The following is an 18,057-nucleotide window of genomic DNA, read 5'->3' as shown; positions in this document are numbered from 1 at the left end:
TTTCGGCGACTCGCCGTTGTGGGGAAATTTATGCAAGGCAAGAACAGTTCTGAACACGGGGCAGCATTTCACGAACAACTGACCGTGGTACTGATGTCTCACGAGCGGCCGGCGTTCCTGCGCAGGGCGGCGCGTTTTTACAGCAGCTTGCCTTGCCGGATCCTGGTGCTCGATTCCTCGGCCGAGGGGCAGCCAGCCCTGCTGGGACAGTACGCGAACGTGGACTACCAGCATCTGCCGCAATTCGGCTACTGGGGCGTTCGCGCCAAACTGGACCATGGCGTGGAGCAAGTGACCACGCCTTTCATCGTGTTCGCCGCCGACGATGACTTCCACGTGCATGACTCGTTGCGCCAGGCCGTTGCCTTCATGGAGGCCAACCCGGACTACGGCCTGTGCCACGGCTACAGCATGATGTACCTGGCGCTGACCAACAGCGTCAATTACTACCGTCGCGACAAGAAGGTCTGCGAGGATTATTCGTCGGAAATTGCCCAGGAGCGCGTGCTGGATTACATGCACCAGTACCTGCCGCCTTTCTATGCGGTCCAGCGTACCTCGCTGGTCAAGGACTGGTACCGCGCGATGCCGCAGGACACGTCCTTCCAGTGGCAAGAAATCGGTCACACCTATTACATGCTGGCGCGTGCCAAGGCCCGGGTGTTGCCGATTCCTTATACCGTGCGCGAGATGAACTACGGCTACTCCGACCACAACACCGAAATCTTCCACACCCTGGCGCACACGGACGTCAAGACCGTCGCCGAGCGTGAACACTTCGCCGCGTTTCTGCACGCCTTGCCGACGCAGATCCAGGAGCCGGACGCTGAGCAGGGCAAGCAGTTCGCCCTGCAAAGTTTCGAGGCCCTGGCCGACAGTCTGCGCACCAATCGGGCACTGACCACCGAGCTGATTTTCGAGTCTGGCTGGATCGATGTCGAAGCCGGTCCCGTGCGCCGTTTCGGCCCTCGGCAGTACGTGGAAATGCCGTTCTACAACCAGGCATTTTTCGACCAACTGACCGGTTTCGAATTCCTGTTGCACGCGATGCCGGCTGGCCGCGTTCAGCTGCAAGGCCTGGAAGGCGCCTGGACCCGTCAGCAAAACCTGATGCTGGCGCGCAACAACGACACGCCGGAAAGTGTGGTCGACCGCCTGTGGCAGGCCCACGACATCAACGTGTTCAACCGCACGGTGATCAAGCGACTGGTGGCACAGCTGGAGTTGCTGGGCGAAGACGACGAGGCCCGGACCCTGAGTGACTGGTCTGCGCGTCTTGAAGCGGTGTCCGAAGGCAACCAGGCGACTTTCGACAAGATGCTGTCCGGCCGGCTGCTGAAATGGCTTGAACCGCGTCAGCCCGATGCCGTGCAAGCCGAATCGATCGCCCGCCATCTGGCGGCCAACGACGGTGGCCCTCAGTTCGGCATCTTCGTGCTGGACCTGGACAACGACATCGAGAAACTGCAAGTCACCCTCGACAGTTTGCTCGAAGGTCACAGTAAGGCGTTCAGGATCGTGGTCTTCACCACCGGCGAAGCGCCGGCGGCCACCACGGCGCAGAACACCCTGCACTTTGTCCGGGTCACCCAGAGCAACTACGTCGACAAAGTGAACCAGAGTGCACGTCAGTCGACCGGCGACTGGTTGCTGCTGGTGAGCGCCGGCGACGAATTCACCGCTGGCGGCCTGTTGCGCGCCGGCCTTGAGTTGATCTCGGCCGAAGATTGCCGTGCCGTTGCCACCGACGAAATCCAGCGCACTGCCGAAGGTGCATTGGTGGATGTGTTCCGTCCCGGTTTCAATCTGGACCTGTTGCAAAGCCTGCCAGCCCTGATGGCACGTCACTGGTTGATCCGTCGTGAAGTGTTCATGGAAGTGGGCGGTTACCAGGCCGACTTCAGCAAGGCCCTGGAATTCGATCTGCTCTTGCGCATCATCGAGCAGGGCGGCCTCAACGGCCTGGCCCACCTCGACGAACCGCTGCTGATCGCCCAGGCGCCTGAGCTGGAAGAAAATGCCGATGAGCGCCTGGCGCTGCTGCGTCACCTGGGCAATCGCGGCTACAAGGCCAAGGTTACGTCAGCGGTGCCGGGTACCTATCAGGTGGACTACCGTCACAGCGAACGTCCGCTGGTGTCGATCATCGTGCCGGCGGGTGACGATCTGGCGGCCTTGCAGCAATGCCTGCAAGCGGTCCTGCTGCGTACGCGCTACACCCGCTATGAGGTCTTGATCGCGGCCAATTCGAGCCAATCGGCGCCAGTCAATGACTGGCTGGGCACTTATCAGCATCCGAAGGTCAGCATCCTGCGTGCCGATCAGCCGATGAACGTCGCTGCCTTGTACAACGCCGCCAGCCAACAGGCGCAAGGCGAGTACCTGGTGCTGTTGGCGGCAGACAGTGAAGTGGTCAATCCGAACTGGATCGAGTCGTTGCTCAACCATGCCCAGCGTCCGGAAGTGGGTGTGGTCGGCCCGAAAGTGATCGGCCGCGATGGCAAGATCACCCAGGCTGGCCTGATTCTCGGCCTGAACGGTGGCGTGGGCTCGGCCTTCGTCGGCGAAAAACACGATGCCAGTGGCTACATGCAACGCCTGGCGCTGGAGCAGAACTTCTCGGCCGTCTCGAGCTTGTGCCTGATGGTGCGCAAGGAGCTGTTCGACGCCGTGGACGGTCTCGACAGCGTGACTTTCGCCGACGGTTTGAACGACGTCGATCTTTGCCTCAAGACCGCTCAGGCCGGTTACCTTACCGTGTGGACGCCGCTGGCCCAGGTCGTCCATTCCGGTGAAGTTCCACAACCTGCCCAGGCCCTCGCGGCGCTGCGTGACAAGTGGCCGGCGGCCTTTGCACAGGACCAGGCCTACAACGCCAACCTGGCCTTGAACGGCAAGGGTTTCTCCCTGGGCGACAGCGCTCCGCTGAACTGGGCGCAACTGCTCGGCTAAGCCCGACGCACAGGTATAAGGACTGAAGGCATGTTCAACGGCAAATCGATTTTCATCTCAGGTGGCACCGGTTCGTTCGGGCGCAATTTCATCCGTCGCCTGCTGGAGCAATACCAGCCCAAGCGTGTGGTGGTGTTCTCCCGGGACGAGCTCAAGCAGTACGAGATGCAGCAGACGTTCAACGCACCCTGCATGCGTTACTTCCTCGGCGATGTGCGTGATGCCGAGCGCCTGCGTCAGGCCATGCGCGGTATCGATTACGTAGTGCATGCCGCGGCCCTCAAGCAGGTACCGGCGGCGGAGTACAACCCCACCGAGTGCATCCGCACCAACGTCAGCGGCGCGGAGAACATCATCGCCGCCGCCATCGACAACGGCGTCAAGCAAGTGGTCGCGCTGTCCACCGACAAGGCGGCGAGCCCGATCAACCTGTATGGCGCGACCAAACTGCTGTCGGACAAGCTGTTCGTGGCCGCCAACAACATTGCCGGCGAGCACGACACCCGTTTTGCCGTGGTTCGCTACGGCAACGTCGCCGGTTCGCGTGGCTCGGTGGTGCCGTTTTTCAGCCAGCTGATCAACCAAGGCGTGAGCGAGTTGCCGATCACCGACGAGCGCATGACGCGGTTCTGGATCACCCTCGATCATGGTGTGCAATTCGTGCTCGACAGCTTCGCACGCATGCACGGCGGCGAAGTGTTCGTGCCGAAGATTCCGTCGATTCGTATTGTCGATCTGGCGCGCGGTATGGCCGCGCATTTGCCGCACAAGCACGTGGGCATTCGCCCCGGCGAGAAGCTTCACGAACTGATGGTGCCGCTGGACGATGCGCGCATGACCCTGGAGTTCGCCGACCACTACACCATCCAGCCGTCGATCCGCTTCACCAGCGTCGACGTGGATTTTGCCGTGGACGGAACAGGTGAGCGCGGAACGCCGGTGGGCGAAGACTTCGAGTACCGCTCCGACACCAACCCGCACTTTCTCTCGGTGGCGCAGATCGCCGACCTGCACGCGCGGTTGCCGGCATGATTCCCTACGGTCGGCAGAGCGTGGATCAAACGGACATCGATGCTGTGGTCGAGGTGTTGCAGTCCGACTGGCTCACGCAAGGTCCGACCATCGAGCGTTTCGAACGGGCGATGGCTGAGCGTTGCCAGGCAGGTTTTGCCGTGGCGGTGTGCAACGCCACGGCCGCGCTGCACATTGCTTGCCTGGCGGCGGACCTCGGGCCGGGCGACTGGCTGTGGACGACACCGAATACCTTCCTCGCCTCGGCCAACTGCGGCCGTTATTGCGGTGCGGGAGTGGATTTCGTCGACATCGACCCGCTGACCTGGAACCTCGACGCCGAGGTGCTGGCAAGCAAACTGGAGCAAGCCGAGCGCGACGGCAAGTTGCCGAAAGTGTTGGTGGCGGTGGCGTTCTCCGGGCAGAGCTGCGACATGCGCAGGATTGCCGAACTGGCCGAGCGTTACGCTTTTACCGTGATCGAGGATGCCTCCCATGCGGTCGGGGCGTCTTACGCCGGGCGCCCGGTGGGATGTGGCGAATTTGCGGCAATGACGGTGTTCAGCTTTCACCCGGTGAAAATCATCACCAGCGCCGAGGGCGGCATGGTCCTGACCAATCGCCCGGAACTGGCCGAGCGCTTGCAGCGCCTGCGCAGCCACGGCATGACCCGCGACCCGCAGCAGATGAGCGAACCCAGCCATGGCCCCTGGTACTACCAGCAGGTGGAGCTGGGCTTCAACTATCGAATCACCGATCTGCAAGCGGCGCTGGGCTTGTCGCAACTGGCCAGGCTCGATGAGTTCGTGGCCCGTCGGCGTGAGCTGGCGGCGCGTTACAGCCGGTTGCTGGCCCATTTGCCGCTGACGTTGCCCGTCGCACAAGTGCAGGCCGAATCGGCATGGCACCTGTATGTGGTGCGTTTGCAAACCGGCCGGATCAATCTGAGCCATCGCCAGGTGTTCGAGGGGTTGCGGGCCGCCGGAGTCGGTGTGAATCTGCACTACATTCCCGTGCATTTGCAGCCGTACTACCGTGACCTGGGGTTTGCCGAGGGTGACTTCCCGCAGGCCGAGCGTTACTACACCGAGGCGATCAGCCTGCCGCTGTTTCCGTTGCTCAGTGACGAGCAGCAGGACACTGTGGTGGGGCACTTGCAGCGGTTGCTTCAATAGCGGTTTTGCCTGGAAAGACGCCTGTGAACAACATCGCAATCATCCCTGCCCGTGGCGGCAGCAAGCGCATTCCGCGCAAGAACCTCAAGCCGTTCGACGGCGTGCCGATGATTGCCCGCTCGATTCGAACGGCCCTCGAATGCGGGTTGTTCGAGGCGGTGGTGGTCAGCACCGATGACGAGGAAATTGCCGAGCTGGCGCGAGCCAGTGGCGCCCAGGTACCGTTCATGCGCCCGGCCGCGCTGGCGGACGACTTTACCGGTACCGCCGCGGTGATGGTTCATGCCCTGCTAGCGTTGCAGCAGCAGGGACAGATGTTTGAAATGGCGTGCTGCATCTATGCAACTGCCCCCTTGTTGCAGGCGCGCTTTATCAGGCAAGGCCTGCAATCACTGGCGCAACACCGGGACAGGTCGTTTGCCTTTTCGGTGTGCGACTTCGGCTTTCCGATACAGCGAGCGCTGACCCTGGACGAGCAGGGCGCCTTGAGCGCGTTGTATCCGCAATTTCGTGAGACTCGCTCCCAGGACCTGCCGGTGGCCTATCAGGATGCCGGGCAGTTCTATTGGGGGCGCAGCGAGGCGTGGTTGCGGGGCGAGGTCTTGTATTCACCACGCAGCCTGCCGGTAATCCTGCCGCGCTATCTGGTGCAGGACATCGACACACCCGAAGACTGGACGCGTGCCGAATACCTGTATGCCGCCTTGAAAGCCGGTGGTGAGCTGCAATGAGGGTGCTGATCCGGGCCGATGCCTCGCCGACCATCGGCAGCGGCCACATCGCCCGTTGTCTGACCCTGGCCAGGGTATTGCGCCGCCAGGGCAGCCACGTGGCCTTTGCCTGTCGAGTGTTGCCCAATCATCGTCTGGATGCACTGCGCGCAGAGGGTTTCGAGACCTTTGCGTTGCCTGGACGCTACCCCGATGAAGACCCCGATCAAGCCATCGAATCGATGTTGCCGTGGCAGGCCGACATTGCCGCGCTGGCGTCCGTGCTGGCAGACCAGCCGGCCTTCGACTGGGTCATCGTCGATCACTACGGTCTCGATCATCACTGGCAGAGCGCCGCCCGGCGCTGGGCGACCCACATTGCTGCGGTCGACGATCTGGCCACGCGCACCTACAGCGTCGACCTGTTGCTCAATCAGAACCTCTCGGGAACGGCGGACGCCTACCGGTCGTTGCTGCCGCAAGGCTGCCGAACATTGTTCGGCCCCCGTCATGCCCTGTTGCGCGATGAGTTCTGTTGCCCGGCCATCGAGATCAAGCCCGTGGCCAGGCGCGTGCTGGTGAATTTCGGCGGCTTCGATGCCGCCATGCAGACCCGTCACGCCATGCTGGCGTTGCAGGATTTTCATGAGCTGGAAGTCGATTTTGTCGCCGGCGCCGAAAACCCGGCGTGGGACCGGATGCAGAGTCTGGTGGAGAGTCGGCCGAACTGGCGATTGCATCGATTTGTCGACAATTTCTATCAGATGATGACTGAGGCGGACCTGTTCATCGGTGCGGGCGGAGGCACGAGCTGGGAGCGGGCGGCCTTGGGCTTGCCAACTATTTGCATTGCCGTGTCGAACAATCAGCAGGCTAATGGCGAGGTGATGGCCGCCTCGGGTTGTCACGTGTTCATGGGCGCGCGCGATCAGGTCAGTGTCGAGCAACTGCGTCAGGCCGTGGGCTTCGTCGCCTGCAACCAGGGGCTGCGCCAGAGCCTGGCGCAGCGTTCGCGGCTACTGGTTGACGGTCGTGGTGTGCAACGGGTAGCGGCTGCATTGGCCGGAGCGGTACTGACCGTACGTCCGGCAACCCTGGAGGATGCGCAGTTGTTGTTCAAGGGGCGAAATGCCGAGGCTGTGCGGCACAGTTCGCTGGATTCGCGTTTGATCGATTGGCCGACGCATCTTGCCTGGTTGACCGCGAGCCTGGGTAACGCCGATCGATTGCTGCTGATCGCCGAGGCCGATGACGGCCCGGTTGGCGTTTTGCGCTATGACTTGCACGGCGTAGACGCCGAAGTGTCGATTTATCTGTTTGAAGACCGGCTCGGCCTGGGCTGGAGTCGTTCGCTGCTGGCCCGTGGCGAAGCCTTTGCGCTGGCGCATTGGCCGCACCTGCAGTCACTCAGCGCACGCGTGCTGCCCACCAATCAAGCGTCGTTGAAGGTTTTTGGCGACGCCGGTTTTACCCAGAATACCTGCGCGTTCACGCGCGTATTGAAGGATCGGATCCATGACCAGTTTCAAGATCGGTAATCGCCTGATCGGTGCCGACGCGCCGCCGTTCATCATTGCCGAAATGAGCGGCAACCATAACCAGTCCCTCGACGTCGCGCTGCAAATTGTCGAAGCGGCTGCCAGGGCCGGGGCCCATGCCTTGAAGCTGCAAACCTACACCGCCCAGACCATGACCCTGGACTTGAGTGAAGGCGAGTTTTTCATCAAGGATCCCAACAGCCTGTGGGCCGGTACGTCGTTGTACGCGCTGTACGAAAAGGCCCACACCCCATGGGAGTGGCACGCACCGATATTCGCCCGGGCCAGAGAGCTGGGCATGTTGGCGTTCTCCACGCCCTTCGATGACAGCGCCGTGGATTTCCTCGAAAGCCTTGATGTACCGGCCTACAAGATCGCCAGTTTCGAAAACACTGACCTGCCGCTGATTCGCCGTGTGGCGGCCACCGGAAAACCGCTGATCATCTCCACCGGCATGGCCAGCATCGCCGAGCTCGACGAAACCGTGCGCGCCGCTCGTGAGGCCGGGTGCAAGGACCTGGTGCTGCTCAAGTGCACCAGTACTTATCCGGCCACGCCAGCCAACAGCAATGTGCGGACCATTCCCCATTTGCGCGAATTGTTCGGCTGTGAGGTAGGGCTTTCCGATCACTCGATGGGTGTGGGCGTTTCTGTCGCGGCAGTGGCACTCGGTGCGACTGTTGTAGAAAAGCATTTCACCCTTGATCGCGCCGCTGGCGGCGTGGACGCCAGTTTTTCACTGGAGCCTGCGGAGCTGGCCAGCCTGGTGGTTGAAACCGAGCGCGCCTGGCAGGCGATGGGGCAGGTGCATTACGGCGTCACCGAGGCCGAGCGCAAGTCACTGGTCTACCGTCGCTCGCTGTATGTCACGCAGGACATGGCGGCCGGTGAGCCCTTCAGCGTCGATAATGTACGCGCCATCCGTCCGGGTCTTGGCCTGCCGCCCAAGCATGCGCAAAACCTCATGGGACGCCGTGCCCGTCAGGCTATCAAGCGCGGAACCGCGCTGGACTGGTCACTGGTCGATTGACCCATAAGCGCGGTGAATCGGCAATTTAGCGTGACCTGCGAGTCATAACGCGCATCTTCACTGTATTGTATTGACCGGGAAGATGGCGCCTGGCCCTTTTTTGGGGGGGCAGTGATAGCCCTTTACGCTTCCCGCCATCGCCCTGTGGCGGCGGAAATCTTTGCTTGTCGGCGCCCCTCGATTGCTTGCGAGTGGTGGTATTGGGCTGTTTATTATTGGGAAGCCGTAATGATTGGCATAAAGAGCATTGCGAGCTACGTTCCTGTAGCCGGCGTGGACAATTACGCACAAGGTGCAAAATTCGAGAAGGATGAAGAATTCATCCTGGGCAAGATCGGTTCGGCCTTCCTGCCGCGCAAAGGCGCTGACCAGGAAACCTCCGATCTGTGCGTTGAAGCGGCCAATGCGCTGTTTGCCAGCAACCCTGGCTTGAAACGTGAATCCATTGATGCGCTGATCGTGGTCACCCAGAACGGTGACGAAGAAGGCTTGCCGCACACTGCGGCCATCGTCCAGGACAAGCTCGGTCTGTCGACCAATGTCGCTGCGTTCGATATTTCCCTGGGCTGCTCCGGCTACGTCTACGGTATTTATGCGCTCAAGGGCTTCATGGAAGCCGCCGGCCTGAAGAACGGGTTGCTGATCACGGCGGATCCGTACTCGAAGATCGTCGACCCGGAAGACCGCAACACCACCATGCTGTTCGGCGATGCGGCCACTGCGACCTGGATGGGCGAAGACGCTCCCTGGCAGTTGGGCAAATCCAAGTTCGGTACCGACGGTTCCGGCGCCCCGCACCTGAAAGTCACCGATGGCGTGTTCTTCATGAACGGTCGCCAGGTGTTCAATTTCGCCTTGCTCAAGGTGCCTGCGCACCTGCACGAGTTGCTCGGCGAGTCGGGATTGAAGTCCGAAGACATTGACGCTTTCTGCATTCACCAAGGCAGTGCGGCCATTGTCGACGCCGTGGCGCGACGCTTCGAAGGCGAGCCGGAGAAGTTCATCAAGGACATGGTCGAGACCGGCAATACCGTGTCGTCCAGCATTCCGTTGCTGCTGGAAAAGCATATCCTCGATTCGAGCTGGAAACGCGTTGCCCTCAGTGGTTTTGGCGTGGGCCTGTCCTGGGGCTCGGCAATCATCTATCGTTCCTGAGTGAAAGTCTTTTCATAAAAAGGCCAATACAAGAAAAGCGTTCAAGGGTTAACCTTGGACGCTTTTTTTGCTTTGAATGGTATACGAGGCGGCATGCGCGAATGGTTTGAAGACAATGCTCACGTCATACAGCGGCGCTGGCCGACGCTGTATGCGCGATTGTTGGCACATGAGGGGACGGTCCAGGTCGAATTGATCAAGGGACGAGACTCGACACTGAGTGTGGACGGCATTCAACTCACGAGCCGCCATGATCGTCTTCACGAGGCGCGGGTCCAGGCCGCCAGCCTGCCGCTGGAAAAACCGCGGCTGCATGTCTACGGAACCGGCCTGGGCGACCTGCCACAAGTGCTGCTGGAGCGCCCCGGGCTGGAAAAGCTGTATGTGCACATCCTCAATGGTTCGTTGTTCAAGCTCGTGCTGCAATTGCTCGATCAGCGGTCGTGGCTGGAAGATCCGCGCGTGGAACTCATGGTGGCGGGCGATCTGCCGGACATTTTTACACCGTTTTTTGCCTTGCCTGCCGAGATGCTGCTGGCCGATGACTTCAACGCGAAGATTCGTGATCGCCTCGTGAGCGAGGTGCATCTGAGTTTCAACAATCGCGATTTCGATCCTCAGTCACCGTTCATTCAGCAGCGCTTGCAGGACAGTCTTGAGGTGTTGCTGGCGGACGATGATGCCGCGCAACTGTTTGGCAGTTGCACGGGCCGCGACGTTTACGTGATCGGCACGGGCCCGACCCTCGAAGGGCATTTCCAGCACCTGGCAGCGATCCGTGCGCAGGCCGAGCGGCCGTTGTTTGTTTGTGTGGATACGGCGTATCGGCCGTTGCGCGAAAACGGCGTCACGCCGGATCTGGTGGTCAGCATCGACCAGCGCATCAGCTTGCGTCATCTGCCTTTCGAGGAATCCGACGGTATCCCGTTGGTGTACATGCCGATGAGCGATCCGCAGGTGTTGAAAGTCTGGAAAGGCAAGCGCTACGGCGCCTACTCGGCCAGCCCGATCTATGCAGACTTGCGCGAGCAGCACCCCAGGGCGCAACTGCATGTCGGCGGCAGCGTGATCCATCCGGCCGTGGACCTGGCGGTAAAAATGGGCGCCGGGCGCATTACCTTGTTCGGTGCTGACTTTGCCTTCCCCAACAACAAGACCCATGCCGGCTGGAACGACGGTGACCTGGGGCCGGCGGTCAGCCAGGCCAGGCACTGGGTGCTGAACGGCGAAGGGGAGCGGGTCAGGACGCAGCTGAATTTCCGCGGTTACCTGTGCGTGCTCGAGCGGTATATCGCCGGTCAGCCACAGGTGAGCTTTTTCAACAGCAGTCGGGCGGGGGCGATGATTGCCGGTACGCAATTCGATCCGGAGTTTGTGCAATGAAGACCCGATTGAAATGCGTCGGTGAGTGCCGTCAATGCGCCGCACTGTTCCGTCTGGGGCGTGATGTCGAGGCGGCGCTGACCATGGTCGATGTCTTCGATGAAGCGCAGACCTCGCTAGTGTCGGCGCCCGAGGATGTGCAACTGGCGTGGGCTTGTCTGCTGAATCAGATGCTGGCCTGCCAGGAGCGCCAGGACTGGTTGGGGCTGGCCGACTTCATGGAATACGAGTTGGTCGAATTGCTCGAATCGGGTGCCGCCTGAGCTTCAGCAACCGCACTGGCACGCGGGTTTGCGTGCCGGACGGTTTTATGGCGTCATTTTTCAATGGTTGAGGGGCGCTAAGCCCTTGTTTTCTCGGGGGTGGCAGGGTGATGGCAAATTTTTTTTAAAAAGCCCTCAAGCAACCTGCCAACCCGACGATAACTATTACGAAGGTTCTCTAGGCCATACCCGGCGGTTGCCAGGGCCGGAAGCCGCAGTACCCAACCAACGAGGAATTCGTCATGGCTTTAACAGTAAACACCAACACCACGTCGTTGAACGTTCAGAAAAACCTGAACCGCGCTTCCGACGCTCTGTCGACTTCGATGCAGCGCCTGTCTTCCGGCCTGAAAATCAACAGCGCCAAAGACGACGCAGCCGGCCTGCAAATTGCTACCCGTATGACTGCTCAGATCCGTGGTGGCAACCAGGCTATCCAGAACGCCAACGACGGTATCTCGGTTGCCCAGACCGCTGAAGGCGCGCTGCAAGCTTCGACCGACATTCTGCAGCGTATGCGTGAACTGGCTGTTAAAGCACGTAACGGCACCAACGGTACTGCCGACGTTACCGCGACCAACGCCGAATTCGCTCAGATGTCTGACGAATTGACCCGTATCTCCGCTTCCACCAACCTGAACGGCAAAAACCTGCTGGACGGTTCGGCTGGTACTGTTCAACTGCAAGTAGGTGCGAACACTGGTTCGGCCAACCGTATCGACCTGGTACTGAGCTCCAAGTTCGACGCCGTTTCCCTGTCCGTAGGCAGCGGTACTGTAGTTCTGACCGGTGCTACCTCGGCTGCACTGTCGGCTAACATCGACAACGCGATCACCGCGATTGATGCTGCAATTGCAACCATCAACAGCACTCGCGCAAACCTCGGTGCTTCGCAGAACCGTCTGACCAGCACCATCTCCAACCTGCAAAACATCGTGGAAAACACCACTGCTGCACAAGGTCGTGTACAAGACACCGACTTCGCCGCAGAAACTGCGAACCTGACCAAGCAGCAAACCCTGCAACAGGCTTCCACCTCTGTTCTGGCTCAGGCTAACCAACTGCCTTCCGCTGTACTGAAGCTGCTTCAGTAATTTCGGAATGAGTTCAAGCGGGGGAGTGTGCTGGTCACGCTCTCTCGCTTTTTACGTTAAGAGGTGATGGGCATGGACATGAGCGTAAAGCTTAACCTGTCTTATCCGGCTGCCAAGCCAGCGAATACTGTCGCGGACCAAGCGCCAGAGACGCCTCAAGCTGCCAGTGTCACGCCGGTGGCGGATAAAAAGAAGCAGGACGTAGATGACAGCAAGTTGAAACAGGCGGTGCAGGAGATCGAGAAGTTCGTGCAGTCGATCAAGCGCAATCTGGAGTTCTCGATTGACGAGCAATCCGGAAAAGTCATCGTCAAGGTAATTGCAAGCGAGACGGGCGAAGTCGTACGGCAGATCCCTTCCGCAGAGGCTCTCAAGCTGGCAGACAGCTTGAATAACGCGAGCCACGTATTGTTCGATGCCAAGGTCTGATAGCTGGCATGAATAGTGTTTGTATGTTCTTTAGGCGCTGGTAAAGGTCAAAAGACTGGCAGCAATGTGAAGGGAGATGCAGCATGGCAAGTCCAATTTTACCGGGTTCCGGCTTGGGTTCTGGCCTGGATATCGGCGCGATCGTTACCGCACTGGTCAATGCCGACAAGTCGCCGAAACAAACGCAGATCGATAGCCAGACCAAGACCAACACGCTGAAGATTTCCGGCGTGGGTTCCCTGAAAAGTGCGCTGACTGCCTTCCAGACATCGCTGACCAACCTCAATAACCCGACCAACCCTGCATTCCAGGGCTATTCGGCGACGTCGAGTGCTGCGACGACGCTGGGTGTGACCTCCGATAACACGGCGGTTTCCGGTACCTACAGTGTGGTCGTGAGCAAGCTGGCAACCGGCTCGAAAGTCGCCAGTGCGGCTTTCGCCGGTGGCGCTTCCAGCGCCATTCCAAGTGGTACGCTGAAAATCACTCAGAGTGGCGTGGATTACAACGTCACGATCCCGGCGAACGCCACCTTGCAGAGCACCCGGGATGCGATCAACTCCGCGCAGGCCAGTAACGGCATTTCCGCCAACATCGTCACCGACAGCAGCGGTGCATCGCGACTGGTGATCAGTTCCACCAAGACCGGTGCAGGTACCGACATGGTGGTCAGCGGTATTGCCGGCCTCGAAATCGATGGCACGCAGCCTATGGGCAGCAACCCGGCGGCCTCGGCCTCGGGCGCGGTCAACGGTCTGGCGCAGAACGCCGAGTTGACCATCGACGGTCTGGCAGTCACCAGCAAGAGCAATACGGTGACGGGCGCAATCAGTGGCCTGACCCTGAACCTGCTGGCCACCAATCCGGGCACGCCGGCTACGGTCACCGTGGCGACCAACACCACCGGTTTGCAGACGTCGATCCAGCAGTTCGTCGACTCCTACAACACCTTGATGAACACCATCAACACCCTGTCCAAGGCGACGGCGGATGCCGATGGCAAGTTGACCGTTTCCGCAGCCTTTACCGGTGACTCGCTGCCACGTTCGCTGATCTCCGATATCCGTGGCGCGCTGACCTCGCCGAGCGCGGGCGGCCAGCTGTCGGTGCTGTCGCAGATCGGTGTGATGACCGATGGCCTGACCGGCAACCTGGTGTTCGACACCACCGCTTTTGGCAAGACCATGGCCACCAGCGGCATGAGCGGTCAGGTGCAGCAGTTGTTCAGCGGCACTGACGGTACCAACGGGGTGCTGGCGCGCATGGGCAATGCGGTCAAGCCCTACATCCAGACCGGCGGCCTGCTCGACCAGCGCAACACCAACCTGACGAGCATCAGCAAGAACATTGCCGATCAGCAGGCAGCCCTGGATCTGCGTGTCACCAACCTGACCGCGACCCTGACGGCCAAATACAACGCCATGGACCTGTTGGTCGGGCAGATGAAGGCGACGGCGAGCAGCATCACCTCGTTCTTCACTTCCTTGAACGCGCAGAAATCCAACAGCTGAGTCATGAGCTGACGACAAAAACCCGGCTACGCATTTCAGCGTGCGCCGGGTTTTTGTCTTTTGATCTAAAGTTTTCAGGCTCACAGACGATACACTGGTCATACGAGTCATTGTGGTAATGAGGTAGAACATGAATCCAATGTTAGCCCTTCGGCAATATCAGAAAGTGGGCGCTCACGCGCAAACGTCCGAAGCGAGTCCGCATCGTCTGGTGCAAATGCTGATGGAAGGCGGCCTGGACCGTATTGCCCAGGCCAAAGGCGCCCTGGAGCGCAAGGACATTGCCACCAAGTGTTCGTCGATCGGCAAGGCCATCGGCATCATCGGCGGCCTGCGTGAAGGTCTTGACCTGGACAACTCCGCCGACATGGTCGGTGAGCTCGACAGCCTGTATTCCTACATGATGCGGCGTCTGGCCGAGGCCAACGTGAAAAGCGACCCAAAGATTCTCGATGAAGTGGCAGGCCTGCTGCGCACGGTCAAAGAGGGCTGGGACGGCATTGCTGATCCAGGTCCGCAGTTTTAAAGGAGATCGCCATGAGTCTTGTACTGCAGCGAATAGAACAAACCCGCGAAGCGCTGATCGATGCCCTGGCCGAGCGCAACTGGGAGGCTATCGGTCAGTTGGACCTCGATTGCCGTTCCTGCATGGAAGATGTCTTGAGCGAGGCTTCGCTGGACGAGGATGTGTTGCGCAGCAATCTTGAGGAGCTGTTGTATGTCTACAAGCAGCTGCTGGAGGTGGCGATGGGGGAGAGGCAGGCGATAGTCGACGAAATGTCTCAGATCCAGCAAGCGCGTAACGCGGCAAAGGTTTACCATCTGTTTGGTTAATTAACCCCAAGTTAATCCAGGCATGTGCGCCATAAATTTGACTGTGCACGGTTTTTTGACTTAACTAGTGGCTGGTTCCAGATTTCAGTCGTCTTCAGGCATAACGTGTCTGCAAGCGTCTAGCTTGCCCCAACATTTTGGGTATTGAGTTGACTAGGGAAGTTGCTATTGCATGTGGCGTGAAACCAAAATTCTGCTGATTGATGACGATAGCGTCCGCCGCCGCGACCTGGCGGTGATTTTAAATTTTCTCGGTGAAGAAAATTTACCCTGCGGCAGCCATGACTGGCAGCAGGCTGTCGGCTCATTGTCGTCAAGTCGTGAAGTGATCTGCGTCCTCATCGGGACGGTCAATGCTCCTGGTGCATTACTGGGCTTGCTAAAGACACTCTCAACCTGGGATGAGTTCCTTCCGGTTTTGCTGATGGGCGATAATTCTTCCATCGACCTTCCGGAAGACCAGCGTCGGCGTGTGCTTTCGACCCTTGAAATGCCTCCCAGCTACAGCAAGTTGCTCGACTCGCTGCACCGTGCCCAGGTCTATCGTGAAATGTACGACCAGGCCCGCGAGCGCGGTCGTCATCGCGAACCCAATCTGTTCCGCAGCCTTGTCGGCACCAGCCGTGCGATCCAGCACGTGCGCCAGATGATGCAGCAAGTCGCCGACACCGATGCCAGCGTGCTGATCCTCGGTGAGTCCGGGACTGGCAAGGAAGTGGTCGCGCGTAACCTTCACTACCACTCCAAGCGCCGTGAAGCGCCCTTCGTGCCGGTCAACTGCGGCGCGATTCCCGCCGAGTTGCTGGAAAGCGAACTGTTTGGCCACGAGAAGGGCGCCTTCACCGGGGCGATCACCAGCCGTGCCGGGCGTTTCGAACTGGCCAACGGCGGCACCCTGTTCCTCGACGAAATCGGCGATATGCCGTTGCCGATGCAGGTCAAGCTGCTGCGCGTGCTGCAGGAACGCACCTTCGAGCGTGTGGGCAGCAACAAGACCCAGAGCGTCGATGTGCGCATCATTGCCGCGACCCACAAGAATCTCGAGAGCATGATCGAGATCGGCACTTTCCGCGAAGATCTGTACTACCGCCTGAACGTGTTCCCGATCGAGATGGCGCCGCTGCGCGAGCGCGTCGAAGACATCCCGCTGCTGATGAACGAACTGATCTCGCGCATGGAGCACGAGAAGCGCGGTTCGATCCGTTTCAACTCCGCCGCAATCATGTCCCTGTGCCGCCACGGTTGGCCGGGCAACGTGCGCGAGCTGGCCAATCTCGTCGAACGCATGGCGATCATGCATCCGTACGGTGTGATAGGCGTCGTCGAGCTGCCGAAGAAATTCCGCTACGTCGATGACGAAGACGAGCAAATGGTCGACAGCCTGCGCAGCGATCTTGAAGAGCGCGTGGCCATCAACGGTCATACGCCGGACTTCTCCGCTGGCGCCTTGCTGCCGCCGGAAGGTCTGGACCTGAAGGATTACCTCGGTGGCCTGGAACAGGGGCTGATTCAGCAGGCACTCGATGATGCCAATGGCATCGTGGCGCGTGCGGCCGAACGCCTGCGCATCCGTCGTACCACGCTGGTGGAAAAGATGCGCAAGTACGGCATGAGTCGTCGTGACGGTGATGAACAGGCGGATGATTGACGCCTGTTTTTCAACTCATTGATTTGTAAGTGATTTTTTTTAGGCACGGGTATTGCTAAGTTCCTCGCAACGTTCCGTTTCACTGACGGTCAGCCAAGCGAGAGAACACGATGCCCCAAGCCGCCCAGATGTCTCCTGCGCCCGACGCCTCGGGACAATCGTCGTCCGTCGAGCAGGCAAGCCGGCTGGGTCTGGAGCAGGCGTTCGCGCTGTTCAATCAGATGTCGAGTCAATTGACCGACTCCTACAGCATGCTCGAGGCCCGGGTCACCGAGCTCAAGGGTGAGCTGGCCGTGGTCAGTGCCCAGCGCATGCAGGAACTGGCGGAAAAGGAACGACTGGCCAACCGTCTGCAAAATCTCCTCGATCTGTTACCCGGTGGCGTCATTGTCATTGACGCCCAGGGCATTGTGCGCGAAGCCAATCCCGCCGCCTGCGAATTGCTGGGCTTGCCGCTTGTAGGCGAGTTGTGGCGGCTGGTCATTGCGCGCTGCTTCGCGCCTCGTGAAGATGACGGTCACGAAGTCTCTCTGAAAGATGGCCGGCGCCTGTCGATTGCCACGCGTTCGCTGGATGCCGAGCCGGGGCAGTTGGTCTTGCTCAACGACCTGACTGAAACCCGTCACCTGCAGGATCAATTGGCGCGCCATGAGCGGCTCTCGTCGCTGGGTCGCATGGTGGCGTCGCTGGCCCATCAGATTCGCACGCCGCTGTCGGCCGCGTTGCTCTATGCCAGTCATTTGACCGAGCAGGCGTTGCCGGTCGATACCCAGCAACGTTTTGCCGGGCGCCTCAAGGAGCGTCTGCACGAACTGGAACACCAGGTCCGCGACATGCTGGTGTTCGCTCGGGGCGAGTTGCCGCTGACCGACCGCGTAACCCCTCATCAATTGATGCAGTCGCTGCAAGCGGCTGCACTGACCCATGTCCAGGATGTGCCGGTCCGTTGGCAGTGCGACAGTCACGCCGGCGAGTTGCTGTGCAATCGTGACACGCTGGTTGGCGCAGTTCTGAATCTCATCGAGAACGCGATCCAGGCCAGTGCCGGCGATCTGCGTCTCAAGGTGCATCTCTATACGCGTGGCGAGCACTTGCGACTGTGTGTGAGTGACAGTGGCAGCGGCATTGACGACGTTGTGCTGGCGCGCCTGGGTGAGCCGTTTTTTACCACCAAGACCACCGGCACCGGCCTTGGCTTGACCGTGGTCAAGGCCGTGGCACGTGCGCATCAGGGTGAGTTGCACCTGCGCTCGCGATTGGGCCGTGGCACCTGCGCGCAGGTGATCCTGCCACTATTTTGCAGTGCGCAAGGGGCGGAGTGACG

Annotated in this window: 16 protein-coding genes; all 16 read left to right on the top strand. The window is 60.1% G+C overall.

Translation table 11 applies throughout. The annotated features are described in order from the left end of the window. Window positions 1-30: 30 nt before the first annotated feature. The 16 genes from EIY72_RS28580 to EIY72_RS28505 all read left to right on the top strand — a co-directional run bounded on the left by EIY72_RS28580 (window position 31) and on the right by EIY72_RS28505 (window position 18,055). Complete coding sequence (locus tag EIY72_RS28580) at window positions 31-2,952, top strand: glycosyltransferase family 2 protein (RefSeq protein WP_093225192.1); 2,922 nt, start codon at window positions 31-33, stop codon at window positions 2,950-2,952. 30 nt (window positions 2,953-2,982) lie between these two features. Then, window positions 2,983-3,984, top strand: a complete 1,002-nt coding sequence (gene pseB / locus EIY72_RS28575) for a UDP-N-acetylglucosamine 4,6-dehydratase (inverting) (RefSeq protein ID WP_093225190.1) — start codon at window positions 2,983-2,985, stop codon at window positions 3,982-3,984. Continuing rightward, the gene (pseC, locus tag EIY72_RS28570; protein WP_093225187.1) at window positions 3,981-5,138 is read left to right on the top strand and encodes a UDP-4-amino-4,6-dideoxy-N-acetyl-beta-L-altrosamine transaminase; all 1,158 of its coding nucleotides are present in this window, start codon (window positions 3,981-3,983) and stop codon (window positions 5,136-5,138) included. The genes pseB and pseC overlap by 4 nt, the downstream gene beginning before the upstream one ends. Before the next feature lie 23 nt (window positions 5,139-5,161). Beyond that, complete coding sequence (gene pseF, locus EIY72_RS28565; protein ID WP_093225184.1) at window positions 5,162-5,869, top strand: pseudaminic acid cytidylyltransferase; 708 nt, start codon at window positions 5,162-5,164, stop codon at window positions 5,867-5,869. After that, entirely contained in the window at window positions 5,866-7,386 is a 1,521-nt protein-coding gene (gene pseG / locus EIY72_RS28560; RefSeq protein ID WP_093225181.1) for a UDP-2,4-diacetamido-2,4,6-trideoxy-beta-L-altropyranose hydrolase, read from the top strand. Before pseF ends, pseG begins: the two co-directional genes overlap by 4 nt. Continuing rightward, window positions 7,364-8,416 (top strand): pseudaminic acid synthase, encoded by a 1,053-nt coding sequence (gene pseI, locus EIY72_RS28555; RefSeq protein WP_093225178.1) that lies wholly within the window; start codon window positions 7,364-7,366, stop codon window positions 8,414-8,416. The genes pseG and pseI overlap by 23 nt, the downstream gene beginning before the upstream one ends. 228 nt (window positions 8,417-8,644) lie before the next feature. Next, complete coding sequence (locus EIY72_RS28550) at window positions 8,645-9,571, top strand: ketoacyl-ACP synthase III (RefSeq protein WP_093225175.1); 927 nt, start codon at window positions 8,645-8,647, stop codon at window positions 9,569-9,571. A gap of 93 nt (window positions 9,572-9,664) precedes the next feature. Further along, window positions 9,665-10,954, top strand: coding sequence for a motility associated factor glycosyltransferase family protein (locus tag EIY72_RS28545; protein ID WP_093225172.1), 1,290 nt, complete (start codon window positions 9,665-9,667; stop codon window positions 10,952-10,954). Further along, window positions 10,951-11,217 carry a hypothetical protein gene (locus EIY72_RS28540; RefSeq protein ID WP_093225169.1) on the top strand — a complete coding sequence of 89 codons (267 nt, stop codon included), beginning with the start codon at window positions 10,951-10,953 and terminating at the stop codon, window positions 11,215-11,217. The genes EIY72_RS28545 and EIY72_RS28540 overlap by 4 nt, the downstream gene beginning before the upstream one ends. Window positions 11,218-11,459: 242 nt before the next feature. After that, window positions 11,460-12,311, top strand: a complete 852-nt coding sequence (locus tag EIY72_RS28535; RefSeq protein WP_093225166.1) for a flagellin domain-containing protein — start codon at window positions 11,460-11,462, stop codon at window positions 12,309-12,311. A 72-nt stretch (window positions 12,312-12,383) separates the two neighbouring features. Next, on the top strand, window positions 12,384-12,740 hold the full coding sequence (locus tag EIY72_RS28530; protein WP_093225163.1) for a flagellar protein FlaG: 357 nt from the start codon (window positions 12,384-12,386) through the stop codon (window positions 12,738-12,740). Between the two features lie 83 nt (window positions 12,741-12,823). Further along, on the top strand, window positions 12,824-14,251 hold the full coding sequence (gene fliD / locus EIY72_RS28525) for a flagellar filament capping protein FliD (RefSeq protein WP_093225160.1): 1,428 nt from the start codon (window positions 12,824-12,826) through the stop codon (window positions 14,249-14,251). A 130-nt stretch (window positions 14,252-14,381) separates the two neighbouring features. After that, complete coding sequence (gene fliS / locus EIY72_RS28520; RefSeq protein WP_093225158.1) at window positions 14,382-14,777, top strand: flagellar export chaperone FliS; 396 nt, start codon at window positions 14,382-14,384, stop codon at window positions 14,775-14,777. Window positions 14,778-14,788: 11 nt separating this feature from the next. After that, window positions 14,789-15,085 (top strand): flagellar protein FliT, encoded by a 297-nt coding sequence (fliT, locus tag EIY72_RS28515; RefSeq protein WP_093225155.1) that lies wholly within the window; start codon window positions 14,789-14,791, stop codon window positions 15,083-15,085. Window positions 15,086-15,257: 172 nt separating this feature from the next. Next, entirely contained in the window at window positions 15,258-16,733 is a 1,476-nt protein-coding gene (locus tag EIY72_RS28510; protein WP_093225152.1) for a sigma-54 dependent transcriptional regulator, read from the top strand. 128 nt (window positions 16,734-16,861) lie between these two features. Continuing rightward, window positions 16,862-18,055, top strand: coding sequence for a sensor histidine kinase (locus EIY72_RS28505; RefSeq protein WP_162276462.1), 1,194 nt, complete (start codon window positions 16,862-16,864; stop codon window positions 18,053-18,055). Window positions 18,056-18,057: the final 2 nt, after the last annotated feature.

Origin of the sequence: Pseudomonas vancouverensis, assembly GCF_004348895.1 — a bacterium.
GTDB classification, from domain to species: domain Bacteria; phylum Pseudomonadota; class Gammaproteobacteria; order Pseudomonadales; family Pseudomonadaceae; genus Aquipseudomonas; species Aquipseudomonas vancouverensis.
The sequence above is the reverse complement of the archived record's forward strand: the minus strand, read 5'-3'. Positions and strand labels throughout refer to the sequence as shown.

What these genes read in the sequence shown, in the direction of transcription:
- EIY72_RS28580 (WP_093225192.1), top strand. Translation starts at nt 31, where the DNA reads ATGCAAGGCAAGAACAGTTCTGAACACGGGGCAGCATTTCACGAACAA.
- pseB (WP_093225190.1), top strand. Translation starts at nt 2,983, where the DNA reads ATGTTCAACGGCAAATCGATTTTCATCTCAGGTGGCACCGGTTCGTTC.
- pseC (WP_093225187.1), top strand. Translation starts at nt 3,981, where the DNA reads ATGATTCCCTACGGTCGGCAGAGCGTGGATCAAACGGACATCGATGCT.
- pseG (WP_093225181.1), top strand. Translation starts at nt 5,866, where the DNA reads ATGAGGGTGCTGATCCGGGCCGATGCCTCGCCGACCATCGGCAGCGGC.
- pseI (WP_093225178.1), top strand. Translation starts at nt 7,364, where the DNA reads ATGACCAGTTTCAAGATCGGTAATCGCCTGATCGGTGCCGACGCGCCG.
- EIY72_RS28550 (WP_093225175.1), top strand. Translation starts at nt 8,645, where the DNA reads ATGATTGGCATAAAGAGCATTGCGAGCTACGTTCCTGTAGCCGGCGTG.
- EIY72_RS28545 (WP_093225172.1), top strand. Translation starts at nt 9,665, where the DNA reads ATGCGCGAATGGTTTGAAGACAATGCTCACGTCATACAGCGGCGCTGG.
- EIY72_RS28540 (WP_093225169.1), top strand. Translation starts at nt 10,951, where the DNA reads ATGAAGACCCGATTGAAATGCGTCGGTGAGTGCCGTCAATGCGCCGCA.
- EIY72_RS28535 (WP_093225166.1), top strand. Translation starts at nt 11,460, where the DNA reads ATGGCTTTAACAGTAAACACCAACACCACGTCGTTGAACGTTCAGAAA.
- EIY72_RS28530 (WP_093225163.1), top strand. Translation starts at nt 12,384, where the DNA reads ATGGACATGAGCGTAAAGCTTAACCTGTCTTATCCGGCTGCCAAGCCA.
- fliD (WP_093225160.1), top strand. Translation starts at nt 12,824, where the DNA reads ATGGCAAGTCCAATTTTACCGGGTTCCGGCTTGGGTTCTGGCCTGGAT.
- fliS (WP_093225158.1), top strand. Translation starts at nt 14,382, where the DNA reads ATGAATCCAATGTTAGCCCTTCGGCAATATCAGAAAGTGGGCGCTCAC.
- fliT (WP_093225155.1), top strand. Translation starts at nt 14,789, where the DNA reads ATGAGTCTTGTACTGCAGCGAATAGAACAAACCCGCGAAGCGCTGATC.
- EIY72_RS28510 (WP_093225152.1), top strand. Translation starts at nt 15,258, where the DNA reads ATGTGGCGTGAAACCAAAATTCTGCTGATTGATGACGATAGCGTCCGC.
- EIY72_RS28505 (WP_162276462.1), top strand. Translation starts at nt 16,862, where the DNA reads ATGTCTCCTGCGCCCGACGCCTCGGGACAATCGTCGTCCGTCGAGCAG.